Origin of the sequence: Thermococcus sp. (assembly GCF_026991495.1) — an archaeon.
Lineage (GTDB): Archaea > Methanobacteriota_B > Thermococci > Thermococcales > Thermococcaceae > Thermococcus.
In genome coordinates this window covers 46,524-60,804 of sequence record NZ_JALXBJ010000021.1, presented here as the reverse complement: position 1 = coordinate 60,804, position 14,281 = coordinate 46,524, and the positions used below count along the sequence as shown (strand labels likewise).

13 protein-coding genes and 1 tRNA gene are annotated in these 14,281 nt (G+C 53.9%); 9 read left to right on the top strand and 5 right to left on the bottom strand.

Annotated features, from left to right (window positions below):
• Positions 1–1,049, bottom strand: a 1,049-nt coding sequence (locus MVB78_RS02410) for an RsmB/NOP family class I SAM-dependent RNA methyltransferase (protein ID WP_297487453.1), incomplete at its 3' end; no start/stop codon positions are given.
• Between the two features lie 100 nt (positions 1,050–1,149).
• On the opposite strand from MVB78_RS02410, the gene MVB78_RS02405 reads away from it, so the two are divergent.
• From MVB78_RS02405 to MVB78_RS02395, 3 genes are all read left to right on the top strand, one after another.
• Positions 1,150–1,731 carry a hypothetical protein gene (locus MVB78_RS02405; protein ID WP_297487500.1) on the top strand — a complete coding sequence of 194 codons (582 nt, stop codon included), beginning with the start codon at positions 1,150–1,152 and terminating at the stop codon, positions 1,729–1,731.
• A 7-nt stretch (positions 1,732–1,738) separates the two neighbouring features.
• Complete coding sequence (locus MVB78_RS02400; RefSeq protein ID WP_297487451.1) at positions 1,739–1,942, top strand: hypothetical protein; 204 nt, start codon at positions 1,739–1,741, stop codon at positions 1,940–1,942.
• Between the two features lie 65 nt (positions 1,943–2,007).
• Complete coding sequence (locus MVB78_RS02395; protein ID WP_297487499.1) at positions 2,008–4,818, top strand: DNA polymerase domain-containing protein; 2,811 nt, start codon at positions 2,008–2,010, stop codon at positions 4,816–4,818.
• Positions 4,819–4,949: 131 nt separating this feature from the next.
• Here MVB78_RS02395 and MVB78_RS02390 read toward each other — a convergent pair.
• A tRNA-Met gene (locus MVB78_RS02390) sits at positions 4,950–5,027 on the bottom strand.
• Positions 5,028–5,120: 93 nt separating this feature from the next.
• On the opposite strand from MVB78_RS02390, the gene MVB78_RS02385 reads away from it, so the two are divergent.
• Genes MVB78_RS02385 through MVB78_RS02375 form a run of 3 tightly spaced genes read left to right on the top strand, consistent with a single transcriptional unit; the run spans position 5,121 to position 8,005 of the window.
• Positions 5,121–6,281, top strand: coding sequence for an aconitase X (locus tag MVB78_RS02385; RefSeq protein ID WP_297487449.1), 1,161 nt, complete (start codon positions 5,121–5,123; stop codon positions 6,279–6,281).
• A 10-nt stretch (positions 6,282–6,291) separates the two neighbouring features.
• Positions 6,292–6,705, top strand: coding sequence for a DUF126 domain-containing protein (locus MVB78_RS02380; RefSeq protein WP_297487446.1), 414 nt, complete (start codon positions 6,292–6,294; stop codon positions 6,703–6,705).
• A gap of 40 nt (positions 6,706–6,745) precedes the next feature.
• Entirely contained in the window at positions 6,746–8,005 is a 1,260-nt protein-coding gene (locus tag MVB78_RS02375) for a site-2 protease family protein (protein WP_297487444.1), read from the top strand.
• On the opposite strand, the gene MVB78_RS02370 is transcribed toward MVB78_RS02375, so the two are convergent.
• Entirely contained in the window at positions 7,977–8,543 is a 567-nt protein-coding gene (locus MVB78_RS02370) for a hypothetical protein (protein WP_297487442.1), read from the bottom strand. The two genes, MVB78_RS02375 and MVB78_RS02370, sit on opposite strands and share 29 nt — an antisense overlap.
• 280 nt (positions 8,544–8,823) lie before the next feature.
• On the opposite strand from MVB78_RS02370, the gene MVB78_RS02365 reads away from it, so the two are divergent.
• Positions 8,824–9,006, top strand: a complete 183-nt coding sequence (locus MVB78_RS02365; RefSeq protein WP_297487440.1) for a class III signal peptide-containing protein — start codon at positions 8,824–8,826, stop codon at positions 9,004–9,006.
• 119 nt (positions 9,007–9,125) lie between these two features.
• Positions 9,126–9,323, top strand: coding sequence for a class III signal peptide-containing protein (locus tag MVB78_RS02360; protein ID WP_297487437.1), 198 nt, complete (start codon positions 9,126–9,128; stop codon positions 9,321–9,323).
• Here MVB78_RS02360 and MVB78_RS02355 read toward each other — a convergent pair.
• Both MVB78_RS02355 and MVB78_RS02350 read right to left on the bottom strand, forming a co-directional pair.
• Positions 9,310–11,298, bottom strand: a complete 1,989-nt coding sequence (locus MVB78_RS02355; RefSeq protein ID WP_297487435.1) for a hypothetical protein — start codon at positions 11,296–11,298, stop codon at positions 9,310–9,312. The two genes, MVB78_RS02360 and MVB78_RS02355, sit on opposite strands and share 14 nt — an antisense overlap.
• Positions 11,299–11,387: 89 nt before the next feature.
• Positions 11,388–13,580 (bottom strand): glycosyltransferase family 39 protein, encoded by a 2,193-nt coding sequence (locus MVB78_RS02350; RefSeq protein WP_297487433.1) that lies wholly within the window; start codon positions 13,578–13,580, stop codon positions 11,388–11,390.
• Positions 13,581–13,686: 106 nt separating this feature from the next.
• Here MVB78_RS02350 and MVB78_RS02345 point away from each other — a divergent pair, with 106 nt between their 5' ends.
• Complete coding sequence (locus MVB78_RS02345) at positions 13,687–14,250, top strand: hypothetical protein (RefSeq protein ID WP_297487431.1); 564 nt, start codon at positions 13,687–13,689, stop codon at positions 14,248–14,250.
• The last annotated feature ends 31 nt before the right edge of the window (positions 14,251–14,281 follow it).

Sequence of the window (14,281 nt, the reverse complement as noted above, 5' to 3'; positions counted from 1 at the left end):
TCCGGGAACTGCCGGTAGGTTCCGGAGCTTGAACACGGCGCGTCGAGGATTATCTTGTCGAACTTACCTTTGCCCCTGAAGTTCTGACCGTCCGCGTGGACCAGTTTAACGTTTTTAATCCCTAAAAGCTTCATCTTCTCCCTCATTCTCATCAGGCGGTCGTGGGAGTAGTCCACCGCTACTACCTCCCCCTTATTCTCCATCAGCGCCGCCGCGTGGAAGGTTTTGCTCCCGGGGGCCGCTGCCAAATCGAGAACCCTCTCGCCCGGCTCCGGATTCAGAACGTGTGCGACGTAAGCTGAAGCTAAATCCTGAATCACGAACTTCCCCTGTTTATACCAGTCGAGCCTTGTGACCGGCGTTTTGTACTCGAGGACCTTCAGAACATCTGGAACCGGAGTCAAAGTCGTTCTAACACCCTTCTCCTCAAGGTAGTCCCTCAGCGAGTCCACGTCCGTCTTCAGCGTGTTGGCCCTGACATAGTACCTCTGCGGCCTGTTGTTGCTGAGGAGCAAGCGAACGGCCTCGTCGTAGCCGAACATGTCAATGGCGTACTCCACGTACCAGCGCGGGTGAGAGAAGCGGACGCTCAACCACTCAATTCTGTCCCGTTCCTTAAGCCTCTTCAGAGCCTTCTCGACGTTGAACTTTTCGATGGAGTGCATGAGTGCGTTGATGAATTTGGCGCGGGAGAAATCAAAGCGCTCCTTGACGACGCGGATTATCGAGTCGGTAGCTATTGCCGGCGGGACCTTTCGGAAGTGGATTTCAAACGTCCCTATACGGAGGAGGTTCGCTAAGTAGAGATCCAAATCTTCAACGGTTGAACCTTTGAGAACGGAGTTGATTATGAAATCTATTTTAGCGCGCCATTTCTCAATCTCGAAGACGTAGGCGTGAGCTAAGCCGCGCGCCTTCTCGCGGTCCCTTCCCGCCACTCGCTTAAAGACCCTCTCGAGGGCGTGCTTCGACGACAGCTCGCGCTCCTCAACGAGGGTTAAAGCGTCCACAACTACTTCCTGAAAGCTCACGCGGTAAAACAGCTCCATGGGCGGGACTTCGATGGGAGGTTTAAAAAGATGATGCATCTGAAATCCCGCCTGCAAAAGCGATAAATATCAGTGTGAGAATGGACTTAAAGTGGTGCCAATGGGAATTGAAGTGGGAAGGGAGGAAATAAGAATTTCACGGGAGCTCAGCAACTTAGACAAGTTTGTTCTTGACGTTGTGCACCTCATAGAGAGGTATGCCAACTACGTGATAGTCAGCGGCTACGTAACCATACTCTTCGGCCGTTCGAGGGGTACGGAGGATATAGATTTTGTAATGGAGAAAGTATCCAAAGAGAGATTCATAGCCATGTGTAGGGAAGCCCTGAACGCAGGTTTTGAGTTTTTAAATCCGGAGGACTGCGGAGGACTCTACGAAATGCTTGAAGAGAAGATGGGAATCAGGATGGTCAGAAAGGGAGAGATAATACCCAATGCGGAAATCAAGTTTCCAAAGGATAGTTTTCACAAAGAGGCTCTAAGAAAGAGAATCACTATAAGGCTGAACGACGAGACCCTCTATGTTTCTCCTATAGAGCTTCAAATCGCCTACAAACTTTACCTCGGAAGTGATAAGGACATTGAAGATGCCTTTTTCTTGTATGAAATGTTCAAGGACTACCTGGACTGGGGGGCTCTGAATGACTACGCGAAAAAGCTCGGGGTTGAAATCCCGTTCTAAACGTGACATGGATGAGAGACTGGCCTTTATACGGCTCTACGTGAAAAAGCTGAAGGAGAATCCGGATAGGGTGTTTAGACAACAGGTCAAGCTCGTCAATTCCTTCCTGCAGTCCGCTAAAGACTTTCCACTCACAAAGGAGGAGTACCTTAAGATAAAGGGCGAGCTTAAGAAACAGCCAAAATCCTCTCGTTCTTCGCCAACGTCTTGAAGTGAGTCTGAGTGTCCTCGTGAGGTTTATTAGGATGCAGTCTTAAACTTCTCTTGGTGTTCCTCATGATCCTCGATACAGACTACATAACCGAGAACGGAAGGCCCGTCATTAGGATTTTCAAGAAGGAGAAGGGCGAGTTCAAGATAGACTACGACAGAAACTTCGAGCCCTACATCTACGCCCTCCTGAGGGACGATTCCGCGATCGAGAACGTCAAGAAAATCACGGCCGAGAGGCACGGCACTACCGTTAGGGTCGTCAGGGCCGAGAAGGTGGAGAAGAAGTTCCTCGGCAGGCCGATAGAGGTCTGGAAGCTCTACTTCACCCACCCCCAGGACGTCCCGGCGATAAGGGACAGGATAAGGAAGCATCCAGACGTTGTGGAGATCTACGAGTACGACATACCCTTCGCGAAGCGCTATCTCATAGACAAAGGCTTAATCCCGATGGAGGGCGAGGAGAAACTCAAGATGCTCGCCTTCGACATAGAGACCCTCTACCACGAGGGCGAGGAGTTCGCCGAGGGGCCGGTTCTCATGATAAGCTACGCCGACGAGGGGGGAGCGCGCGTAATAACCTGGAAGAAGATCGACCTGCCGTACGTCGATGTCGTCTCCACCGAGAAGGACATGATAAAGCGCTTTCTGAGGGTCGTGAAGGAGAAGGATCCCGATGTGCTCATAACCTACAACGGCGACAACTTCGACTTCGCCTACCTCAAGAAGCGCTCGGAGAAGCTCGGCGTCAAGTTCATCCTCGGAAGGGACGGGAGTGAGCCGAAGATACAGAGAATGGGCGACCGCTTTGCCGTTGAAGTTAAGGGAAGGCTCCACTTCGACCTCTATCCAGTCATAAGGCGCACCGTCAACCTGCCGACCTACACCCTTGAGGCCGTCTACGAGGCCATCTTCGGAAAGCCGAAGGAGAAGGTATACGCGGAGGAGATAGCGCAGGCCTGGGAAACGGGAGAGGGCTTAGAAAGGGTCGCCCACTACTCTATGGAGGATGCGAAGGTTACCTTTGAGTTAGGAAGGGAGTTCTTCCCAATGGAGGCCCAGCTCTCCCGTTTAATCGGCCAGAGCCTCTGGGACGTCTCGCGCTCGAGCACCGGCAACCTCGTCGAGTGGTTCCTGCTGAGGAAAGCCTACGAGAGGAACGAGCTCGCCCCGAACAAGCCGAGCGCAAGGGAGCTTGAAAGGAGGAGGGAGAGCTACACGGGGGCCTACGTCAAGGAACCGGAGAGGGGGCTGTGGGAGAACATAGCTTATTTAGATTACAAATCGTTATATCCTTCCATAATTATAACACATAATATCTCACCAGACACGCTCAACAGGGAAGATTGCAAGGAGTACGATACCGCCCCTGAGGTCGGCCATAAGTTCTGCAAGGACTTCCCAGGCTTCATTCCGAGCCTCCTCGGAGACCTTTTGGAGGAGAGGCAGAAGATAAAGAAGCGCATGAAGGCCACCATCGACCCAATCGAGAGGAAGCTCCTCGATTACAGGCAGCGCGCCATCAAGATCCTGGCCAACTCATATTATGGTTACTATGGTTATGCGAAAGCACGTTGGTACTGTAAAGAGTGTGCCGAGAGCGTGACAGCTTGGGGCAGGCAGTACATTGAGATGACAATGCGGGAAATAGAGGAGAAATTCGGCTTTAAGGTGCTCTATGCTGATAGTGTTACTGGTGATACGGAGATTATCATAAAGAGAAACGGCAGGATTGAGCTCATTCTAATCGAGAAACTCTTCCAGCGTGTTGATTACAGGATTGGTGGGAAGGAGTACTGCATCCTTGAAGGCGTTGAGGCACTAACGCTGGACAACAGAGGCAGGCTCGTGTGGAGGAAGGTTCCGTACGTCATGAGGCACAGGACCGACAAAAAAATTTACCGCGTCTGGCTGACCAACAGCTGGTATCTGGATGTTACGGAGGATCACTCGCTCATCGGCTACCTAAATGGAGAATACTTGGAGATAAAACCCGTTGATATCCTCAAAACTCCAGACATGAAACTGATAACCATTGCATCCCGCGATTTGCAGGAAGTCAGGTTCAGAAATCCATCGAGGATTGAAGAAATCTCCTACAACGGCTACGTCTACGACATTGAGGTTGAAGAAACCCACAGGTTCTTTGCCAACGGAATACTCGTTCACAATACCGACGGCTTTTTCGCGACAATACCTGGAGCAGACACCGAAACCGTCAAAAAGAAGGCTAAGGAGTTCCTCGATTACATCAACCCCAGACTGCCTGGCCTTCTGGAGCTTGAGTACGAGGGGTTCTACAGGCGCGGCTTCTTTGTGACGAAGAAGAAGTACGCGGTCATAGACGAAGAGGGCAAGATAACGACGCGCGGACTTGAGATAGTCCGGCGCGACTGGAGCGAGATAGCAAAGGAGACGCAGGCGAGGGTTCTTGAGGCTATACTCAAGCACGGTGACGTTAAGGAAGCTGTAAGGATTGTCAAAGAGGTGACGGAAAAGCTGAGCAAGTACGAGGTTCCGCCCGAAAAACTGGTTATCCACGAGCAGATAACCCGTGATCTAAAGGACTACAAGGCCACCGGCCCGCACGTGGCGATAGCGAAGCGCTTGGCTGCAAAGGGGATTAAAATCCGGCCCGGGACGGTCATCAGCTACATCGTTCTCAAAGGCTCAGGCAGGATAGGGGACAGGGCGATTCCGGCGGACGAGTTCGACCCGACAAAACACAAGTACGATGCAGACTATTACATCGAAAACCAGGTTCTGCCAGCGGTGGAGAGGATTCTAAAGGCTTTTGGCTACAAAGGGGAGGACCTACGCTACCAGAAGACGCGGCAGGTCGGACTGGGGGCGTGGCTCGGAATGGGGAAGAAGTGATCCAAAGCTTTCCTTATTCACCCTTAACCCCTCCAAACGGCGAGGCTCTCAAGGGAAATGAGCCCAAAGAAAGCGTGGAATCGTGACCCGAAACGCGATGGCGAAAGTTCTGGGATGAACATCGGGAGAAGTGGTAGCGGGGGGAGGATTTGAACCTCCGACCTCCGGGTTATGAGCCCGGCGGGCACTCCTAGCTGCCCCACCCCGCTGTCTGACCCGTTCTCTACTGAGAGGGCGAGAGTTTATAAAGTTTGCGGGAGCGGTTTTATAACCCCTCGGTCAAAGGGTAAACGGTGAAGTGAATGTACCTGACCCGGGAGGAGGAGCTGGCCTTAGCGGGGGAGTATGGATACGCCCTTCAGAAGGCGATGGAGATACTCGTAGCCCTCGGCGACATCTACGGGGCCGACCGCCTCATCCCCATAAAGAGCGCCCAGGTAGCCGGGGTGTCCTACAAAAACATAGGCGATGCTGGGGTTGAGTTCCTCAGGGACTTTGTGGAGGCAGGCGCCAAGGTCTCGGTCTACACGACCCTCAACCCGGCCGGGATCGGTGACGAGGCCTTCATGGAGAAGCAGCGAGAGGTTCTCGAACTCTACAGGGAGATGGGAATAGAGGTGACCTCAACCTGCACACCCTACTACGGTGCAAACCTCCCCAAGTTCGGCGACCATATAGCCTGGAGCGAGAGCTCCGCGGTGATCTTCGCCAACTCGATAATCGGGGCACGGACGAACAGGGAGGGGGGACCATCAAGCCTCGCGGCGGCAATAGCCGGAAGGACGCCCAACTACGGGCTACACCTTGAGGAGAACAGAAAAGCTACCGTTTTGGTGGAGGTCGAGGCGGAAGTTAAGAGCTTCGTGGACTACGCCTCGCTTGGCTACCACCTCGGAAAGAGCCTTGGAAACGACGTTCCCTACTTCAAGAACCTGAGGCCGGAGAGGGCAGAGTCCCTGAAGGAGATGGGGGCCGCAATGGCCGCCACCGGCTCGGTAGCGCTCTACCACGTTGAGGGGGAGACCCCTGAGTATAGGGGTGCAATCGGCGATAACCTGGAGGAGATAACCGTCGAGGACTCCGACCTGAAGGCGGTGAGGGAGGCGTTCAGCGACGACTGGAGTGAGATGGACATGATTCTCATAGGCTGCCCTCACGCATCCCTGCCGGAGGTCAAGGAGGTGGCCGAGCTGCTCTCCATGCGCGGGAGGCCTCTGAGGGTGCCCCTTTTCATAACCGCGAGCCGGGCCGTTAAGGCCCTCTCCGATGCCCTCGGCTACACCGATGTGATAGAGCGCTACAACGGGAAGATAGTCCCAGATTCCTGTTTCGTTGTCTCGCCGATAAAGGGCTGGTACCGCGGGATTGCCACGAACAGTGGGAAGTCCGCCTTCTACTTCAGGTCCTTTGGCTTCAAAGTCAGGCTCGACGACGCTGAGAACCTGATAAAGGAGGCCCCGTGAGGTGAGGGAGATGCTGCTGAAGGGAAGGAAGGTCGTCGGGGGGACTGCGGAGGGAGAGCTCGTGGTGTCGAGGAAGCCCCTCTCCTTCCTCGGTGGGGTAGACCCGGAGACGGGCGTTGTCACAGACGCCGAGAGCGACATAAAGGGCCAGAGCATCGTGGGAAAGATCCTCGCCTTTCCAAGGGGGAAGGGCTCCACCGTTGGCTCCTACGTCCTCTACGCACTCAAAAAGAACGGTAAGGGGCCGAAGGCGATAATAGTCGAGGAGGCGGAGACGATAGTCGCCACCGGGGCCATAATAGCTGGGATCCCGATGGTTCAGGGGATAGATGTTTCGAGGCTCAAAAGCGGCGAGAGGGTCAGGGTGGACGCGGACAGGGGGGAAGTCGAGGTATTGAATGGCAGGCCCTCGGGTGGAGGGTAAGTTTTTAACCCCACCGCCCACTTTACACTGGAGGGAAAGGATGCCAAAGGGACTTTATGAGTGCGTTAACTGCGGCCACAGGGAGGTAATGGACTCGACGGAGCCACTGCTCGAGGGGGCGTGCCCCAAGTGTGGGGGAGATATGATACTGGTGAAGGTTTTGGAGGGCTCTGAAAGCCCTGAATCCAGCGAAGAAGCCGGGGAAGCGGCCGGAATAAGAGCGGACGTCGAGGCCCTCCTCAGGAAGTTCTACTCGCTTGAGCTCATCGAGGTTCAGGGGGCGGTTGCGGTCTTCCGGGTAACTGAGATCCACGAGCAGGACTTTGAGGCGGTTTTAGCTGAGCTCGAACCCCTCGGCTACTGGGCCGCCCTCAAGAGGGCAGGAAACGAGGTGAGGCTCTTCCTCTTCCCGGCCGAGCAGCCGAAGAAGGACAACCCTCTCGTAGGCGCAACACTCTTCGTGCTCACCCTGATCTCGACGCTGTGGGCGGGCTACGTTCTCGGCCTCTCGTACGTCCGCACTCTCTCTGACCTCGGCATACCTACAAGACAGAGCCCGTATTTAATAGCGGTGGCATTCTCCGTGAGCGTTATGGGGATCTTGGGAACGCACGAGCTCGGGCATAAGGTCGCGGCCTCAATGCACAACGTCCGCTCCACATTCCCCTACTTCATCCCCTTTCCGAACCTCCTCGGCACCTTAGGTGCCGTAATAAGGGTGAAATCGCCCATCCCCACGAGGAAAGCCGCCGTGGACTTAGGGGTCAGCGGGCCCATCGCGGGACTGCTCGTGGCGATCCCCGTGACGATGATAGGGATCAAGCTCTCCCCGGTCATCCCGATGAGCGCCCTCCCCGGCGCCGCCGGAAAGGGGATATACTTCGGCACAAACTTGGTGTTCATCCTGCTGGAAAAGCTGATACTCGGTGCGAGGAGCGGTGACAACTACCTGATCCAGCTCCATCCGGTTGCGATAGCCGGATGGGTTGGGATCTTCGTGACCTTCCTGAACCTGATCCCCGCCGCCCAGCTCGACGGCGGTCACGTTGCCAGGGCCTTCCTGCCCGAGCGGGCCCACAGATACCTGACCTTAGGGCTCGGCCTCCTCATCCTCCTAATGAGCTACTACTGGGCCGGCTGGGCGATCTGGGCGATCTTAGTGCTCTTCCTCGGGGCCGCAGGGAACCCGGGAGCCCTCGATGAGGTGTCACCAGTACCGTTGAGTAGAAAGGCACTGGCACTAATCGCGGCGCTGATATTCATAATAACCGTCACACCCGTTCCTTTCTATACGGGATAGCCCTCTCCTTCAGTATCTGCTCTATGTCGTAGTATATCGTGTCCCTTGAGACCCCAAAGACCCTCGAAAGCTCCGAGATGTTCAGAACCTTGGGGTTGTAATCGAAGAGCTCAAGAACGTGCGCTATCACCTTCCTCCTGCTGGACGTCTCAAGTCTCTCCCCCTCAACCTTGGGAATAGAGTTGAAAACGACGACCCCGACCGCGTACGTCCTCCTCGTCACGGGGGTTGTATAAGTTCCAATCCTGAACGCCACAACCTCGGCGTTTTTTATCCTCGCGTTTATCCTCTCGAGAACCTCCCGTATCGCCCGATCCCTACCCCCCGACGCGTGCTCTATTATCAGCCCCCCTCCCGTTCTCGTGGGATCAACGAGGAGGGTCATCGAAAGGTGCATGAAGGCACCGAACGTCAGGTTAATTTGGGCATCTTTAATGTAACTCTCTGGGGGATGAAGAAGCTGCTTAAACCTGTTCTGGAACTCTTTAACGCACTCCTCAACGCTCGCGGACTCGCTGGAGACGTGTATAAGCTTCATTATGCCTCCTCAATGTTATTTCTCCAAAAAATATATAAAGGTTGTTTCGATAATCGGGAGGGCGCCAATCAGGACTTAACCTAACATGTGGAAACCACATTTGATATGTATCCAATCCGTATGCACTCAGCTTGTAAGTTCCGCAAAAGTTTTTCTGGCTTGTTAACCTTACACCTCCTCTCCTCAATTTTGGTAGAACATCCGGCAAAATTGGGGAGAAAGGCATTTAAATTCCCCCACGGAGAATACTTTTGAGATAACTCTAAGGGGGTGATGTAGAATGATGAGGAAGGCCCAGGGTGCAATCGAGTACCTCTTTATGATTGCAGCGGCCCTCATAATAGTTGCAGTGGTTATTAAATACCTCAGAGGTTCGGCAAGCAGCACCGGCCAGACCATAAGCTCCGGCCAGAGCCAGCTCAACAACGCCGTCAGCAGTGAGCTCAGCAGCGCCCTCAGCTGATAACCCCATCAGACACCATGACATTTTTTAATGACTTTGTTTTATAAATATTCATACTCGTTAACTTTTTAAGTTTTTAACTGTACACTCTACGGTGTGCTTCAGCATGGGGTGGAAACATGAAGTACCGGGCTCAGGGTGCCGTTGAGTATCTGCTGATGGTGGGTCTCGTGCTGATTGTAATTGTGTGGAGCCTCTATTACATCAAAGTAATCAGGGGAGGCCAAGAGCATCTCGCCAGCTCCCTCTCCTCTGACGAACAGACTCTGAACCGGAAAATCCTCAGCGAGGTCTCAAGCAACCTCAACTCAGGCTGATCCTTTCTATCATCACGTTCCCAACAAATTTTATGATGCACGGTCTGCCGGCCCTAATTCTCCCTTTGAAGGTGATTCTCCTCCCCAGGGTCCCTATAAGCAAGCCGTTCAGGTAAACGCTTGCGTTTTCACTGAGCCCCTCAATTGAGAGGGAGGTGTAGTTCCTTAGCGGGATGAACATGATGTAAGAGGTATTCCTCATTGAGAAAACGCCGTTCCACTCGCCGAGTATCATACCCTCCAACACCGCGGGATGCCTCAGCAGGAAACCGTAGACGAAATACCTCCAGTCGCTTCTTTTCTTTGCGTCAATAGTGGCATCTCTAAGGGATAGCTCAGCCGTCAGGTTTCTGAAGGCCGCTGGATTATCCTCACTTCCAGGGATCCTAAAAAGCCATATGTTCCCATGATAGTATAACAGGGAACCCCTCTTCCAGGCTTCCAGCGGGTTTATGGGGTTCACGCGCAGATCTCCATATCCCCTTCCATCAACGTACAGAACACCCCTCTCCGGAGGCGTGGACACCCTTATTATCCTTTTACCCGTCATTAACGGAATCCAGTAGCCGGAGTCCTTGAAGTTGCCTATGTAGATCGTTCCTTCGTCGATCCTCCTCCCAATGAAGGACATTGCATTGAGTGCGGGCCCACTTAGGACGGAGCACTCCTCGTGCGAGTAGTTGGTCAGGTTCACGTAAAAGGAGGGGATTATGAGCAGGGCAATTACCCCCGCGAGGAATTTCCTCCTAAATCCTACCACTGAAAAAGTCACTGACATTCCAGCGCCGGAGACTATTGGAAGCAGGGGTGTTATGAGCACGTATACCCTTTCAGAGCTCCAGATAGAGGAGTAATACGGGACAGGAACGTGAAACCACATCTTATTCAAAACAAGGAAGAGGTCGTAGGCGAGGGTCAGGAGGAGCGGGAGCCCCCTCCTCCTAAGCGCAAAAATGCCCACAACGTAGAAGGGTAGAAGGACGAACTGGCCGTGATTCCAGAAGGTCTCCCGAAGGATCCAGGCGAACCAGTGAGGGTTGTCCTTAAATGAATACGCGGGCCTGTTGAAAACGGCCCCTGCGTAATGTCCAACAGGGAGCCTCATGGGGTATTCAAGGGCGAAGTAGAGCACAAGACTGACCCCGACCACCGTAGCGTACAGCCAGAGTTTCTGCCGCCATTCCGAGGGGGACAGCATGGCCAGAAAGCCAACGTAAGCAATAAAGAGGAGGTAAACGTAAGGGTGGACAACGAGAACTGAGAACGCAAGCAGAGACCCCCAGAGGAGGAGTGAAAGCTTCCTTTTAACCCTCTGGACGACGGTTAGGGCGCTTAAGAAGAGATAATAGTCAAGGAACATATGTTGGAGGGAGTAGTTCAAGTAGTAGTAGAACATGTAGGAAAGGGGCATGAGGGAGGCCGCGGCCAGACCAGCTCTCCGCCCGAGGATGCCCTTCCCGAGGGTGTATGTTCCGAGGGGAAGGAGGATCCATACGAAGAGCTTCAGGGCTTTCATGGAGATGGGAACGGTGCTTCCACTTGCCAGGCTTATGAAGGCTATGAGGGAGTGGTAGCCCGCTGGGTAGCTGAGGAACATTGGAAGGTTCAGGGGGTTTCTTTTGATGAAGACAGTTCCCTCAGCAAGGATCTCCTGGGATTTGTAGGCGTGGAATATCGAATCCGAACCAACCCCTCCGGGATACGATGGTATCTGGAGGAAGGGCAGTTTCATCCCCGCCGAGAACAGAACAGAAAAAATTAAGATTGCAACCGCAAAACGGTCAATTCTCCCAAAATTCAGGGCTTCTTCCCAGTTCTCCGTTGCGGAGAGGATAAGGAGGAGGAAATAAGCCACAAAAACCACGGTGGAGAGGGAAAGGCCTGTGAAGCTCACCGCGTGCATAAGGATTATGGCCACGACAAAGCCGGCCGCCGGGCCTAAGAGGAGCTTAGTCTCAAGCTCAAAACCTCTCATTGAAAGGAAGCCCAGGTACCAAAGCATGAGAAGGCTTCCATATGGGGAGGCAGACGAGAGAAAAATCAGGAGAATGGCCGCCGCCAAACCTACGAGCGCAGTTCGAGGGAGGAGCATCTCACAACCACCTTTCTCTCGCCGATCCTCTCAATGGTTCCTTTAACATCAACCTCGAACGACCTTCTGGCCAAGTAAACCCTAAAGGTTCCCCCCTGCCCGATCCCTGCGAGAGAGCTGCCCTTCATGACCACGGCAGGTTCCGCGAACTCCAGCGTTACCAAGGTGGCGTTGGGAAACAGGAACTCAACTCCCCCGCTCGACTGAACTGCCTTGAACCCAATGGTCCTTCTTCTAACCCTCACTTGGAGGCGGTACTCCCCTGAACCCGTTCTTTTGATGAGAACTGAGCTCTCGTTGTCTATGGATAGGTACCCGAGTTCCCTACCTCTGAGCCAGAGCCGCACTTTCCCGAAGTACGGCGAGAAGGAGACGTTCTTTGGGAAGCCGGTTCTCGTGTAGAGCTCCATAACGTCCCCTCTCTCGTAGGAGCCGCCGAAGAGGAGGGTGCAGTTCTGCCGGCAGTACGAGAGGAGCCTCCCAAACCTTTCCTTGAAGACGGGAGAAGCCTCCATCATTGCATACGTCCACGTGCTTATCAGGACGTAGTCACTTGAATTGAAGGCCTTCTCCAGCAGGTTGCCCCTCTCCAAGTAGGTTATCCCGAAGACGTCGAGGTAGCGCGGGTTCACGGGGAGGTGGAGGTAGTAGGCGTTGAAGGGGTTCATTGAGAGGTAGGTGCCGTTCCGGAGGGAGTTGGAGGTTATGTAGCCGCCGAGGTCATCGCGAAGCTCCCGGCTGTGGGAGGCCCAGGCGATGAGGAGCTTCCCCCGCGGGAAGCTGTAGGCCATTCCAGCAGCAGCCGAGCCGAGGATTATGATGGAAACGATCAGAAAGCCTGCAAAGGTGCGCCTTCCAACCCTTATGTCGAGCAGGGAGTAGAGCACTGTAATGTACAGAACGAGGAAGAAGGGGTAGAGAAACCTCTGGATGGGGACTATCGGAAAAACTAAGAAGTAGGAGATGAAGCTGAAGATGAAGAGGGTTTTGAGCTCGATTGGGGCGTTGGGCTTCTTCCCCCTCGCAAGGGCTAAGAAGAGAAGGAAGAGGAGGAGCAGAAGGGGAACGCGGGTTATGAGGTAATCAGGCTTGCCGTTTCTGAGGTCCTTCAGAATGAAATTCATGTACTCAAAGGGGTTTATGATCGGGGCGTAGCGGGCGCTCTGGGAGAGGTAGGTCTGGTGCACGTAATCGCGGGAAACGAGGAGACCCAGGGGGACCTCAACGATCAGCTTCGGGGCAATGAGGGCAAGCGCGAGCTTGAGAGCAGGATAAAGGCTTCCAATGAGCTCGCGGCAGGTCTCCAAGAGAGGGCGCATGTACCTGATCCTGAAGGCGTAGACGGTTAAAGTTGACCAGACCACGAGGAAGACGCCAACCGAGATCAGCTGACCTATGGTCTCAACCCCGTGGACGCCCGGGACTATGAGGATACCCCTCAGGAAATCCGAGGGGAAGAGAACCACCACGCTCACGAAGAGGGAAACGAGGAGAGCGTACGACCCGAGGAGTATGTAAACCTGCTTCCTGCTCAGGAGGGCCCGCGAGACCCCCTCTAAGTGCTTTCTGCTCCCCCTCATCTCTAAGAACAGGATTGCAAAGTAAAGTGCCACCGCGTAGGGGATTATTGTAAACTTCGATGTCGTCCCGAGACCGGCCCAGAAGAGTGAGATGTAGGCCTGCTTTAAGCCGCCGCCCTTGAAGTACCTGACGAAGAAGTAGAGCGAGAGCAGCGTGAACAGCTCTATTGAGGTCTCGTGAAAGACGAGGCTGTTCATCTGGACCATAACCGGGTCGAGGGTTACCAGAGTTGCGAAGATGGCGCCCAGCTTCCAGTCCCTGAGTTCCCTTCCGGTGAGGTAGGCAACGTAAACTGCAGCTAAGCCCAGGACTACGGAGAGAGACCTCCCGACAACGTAGCTGTCCCCAAAAATCCTCATCCAGAGAGCGAGGAGGTAGTAGTAAAAAGGCGGGTGCACCGCTATTACATCCCTGTAGGGGAGGATGCCGTGGTTTATGAGCCTCGCTATCAGGAGGTAAGTCCCCTCATCGTAGTCGAAGTACTCGTTCATGGCCCCAGATACTGCCCAAAACCTGGTCGCAAGGTAGGCAATGATTACAAGCACGAGTGTTATCCTTCCGTTGAGCTGAGGTTTACCCACCATGGCTCCCCCTTCACCATAATCGTCTCGGTTAAAAACGTTAGCGTCCAAAAAACCTTTAACCTGATTTAGAATATATTAAGGATAGAGCGGTAAGCCGGTGGTAATAATGGGGTTCCTTTCCTTCGGATCGAAAAAGAAAAAGGTCAGGGGGATGCTTGAGGACGGCCAGTTTGAGGTTCTGACCCAGGAGGCCGTGAAGGACAGGAAGGTTTTCGAGGCACTCGTTGAGCTCCTCGACGACGAGAACCCGGGGATCGTTGGGGATACCCTGCTCGTTTTCACCCAGCTCCTTGAGCTCAACCCGGATTTTATGGGGAAGCAGTTCTCCCCAGAGAGCTTTAAAAAGCTCTTAGGCCTCATCCACAGCAGAAATCCCTACGTCAAGGAGAACGCCATGATCCTCGCCTACTCCATCATCAAAACGTTCCCGGATCTTATAGGGAGGTACAGAAGTTGGATAGTCGAGGAGATAAGGAGCAGCTTAAGCTCGGCCAACAGCGAACAGAAGGGCTTTTTGCTGGTGGTTATAGGGGAGCTGAAGCTCAAGGAGTTTGAGGAGGACGTTAAAGGGCTCCTGAACGTTGAGGACAAGGTTGTTCTTCCGTTCGAGGGAAAGAAGTGGATCCCGCTCGGCGAGATAGCGAGGGAAACCCTGGAGAAGCTCACCTGACCCACCGAGGGATTTTGGCCCCCCTCCAAAC

What these genes read in the sequence shown, in the direction of transcription:
- MVB78_RS02405 (WP_297487500.1), top strand. Translation starts at nt 1,150, where the DNA reads ATGGGAATTGAAGTGGGAAGGGAGGAAATAAGAATTTCACGGGAGCTC.
- MVB78_RS02400 (WP_297487451.1), top strand. Translation starts at nt 1,739, where the DNA reads ATGGATGAGAGACTGGCCTTTATACGGCTCTACGTGAAAAAGCTGAAG.
- MVB78_RS02395 (WP_297487499.1), top strand. Translation starts at nt 2,008, where the DNA reads ATGATCCTCGATACAGACTACATAACCGAGAACGGAAGGCCCGTCATT.
- MVB78_RS02385 (WP_297487449.1), top strand. Translation starts at nt 5,121, where the DNA reads ATGTACCTGACCCGGGAGGAGGAGCTGGCCTTAGCGGGGGAGTATGGA.
- MVB78_RS02380 (WP_297487446.1), top strand. Translation starts at nt 6,292, where the DNA reads ATGCTGCTGAAGGGAAGGAAGGTCGTCGGGGGGACTGCGGAGGGAGAG.
- MVB78_RS02375 (WP_297487444.1), top strand. Translation starts at nt 6,746, where the DNA reads ATGCCAAAGGGACTTTATGAGTGCGTTAACTGCGGCCACAGGGAGGTA.
- MVB78_RS02370 (WP_297487442.1), bottom strand. Translation starts at nt 8,543, where the DNA reads ATGAAGCTTATACACGTCTCCAGCGAGTCCGCGAGCGTTGAGGAGTGC.
- MVB78_RS02365 (WP_297487440.1), top strand. Translation starts at nt 8,824, where the DNA reads ATGATGAGGAAGGCCCAGGGTGCAATCGAGTACCTCTTTATGATTGCA.
- MVB78_RS02360 (WP_297487437.1), top strand. Translation starts at nt 9,126, where the DNA reads ATGAAGTACCGGGCTCAGGGTGCCGTTGAGTATCTGCTGATGGTGGGT.
- MVB78_RS02355 (WP_297487435.1), bottom strand. Translation starts at nt 11,298, where the DNA reads ATGAGAGGTTTTGAGCTTGAGACTAAGCTCCTCTTAGGCCCGGCGGCC.
- MVB78_RS02350 (WP_297487433.1), bottom strand. Translation starts at nt 13,580, where the DNA reads ATGGTGGGTAAACCTCAGCTCAACGGAAGGATAACACTCGTGCTTGTA.
- MVB78_RS02345 (WP_297487431.1), top strand. Translation starts at nt 13,687, where the DNA reads ATGGGGTTCCTTTCCTTCGGATCGAAAAAGAAAAAGGTCAGGGGGATG.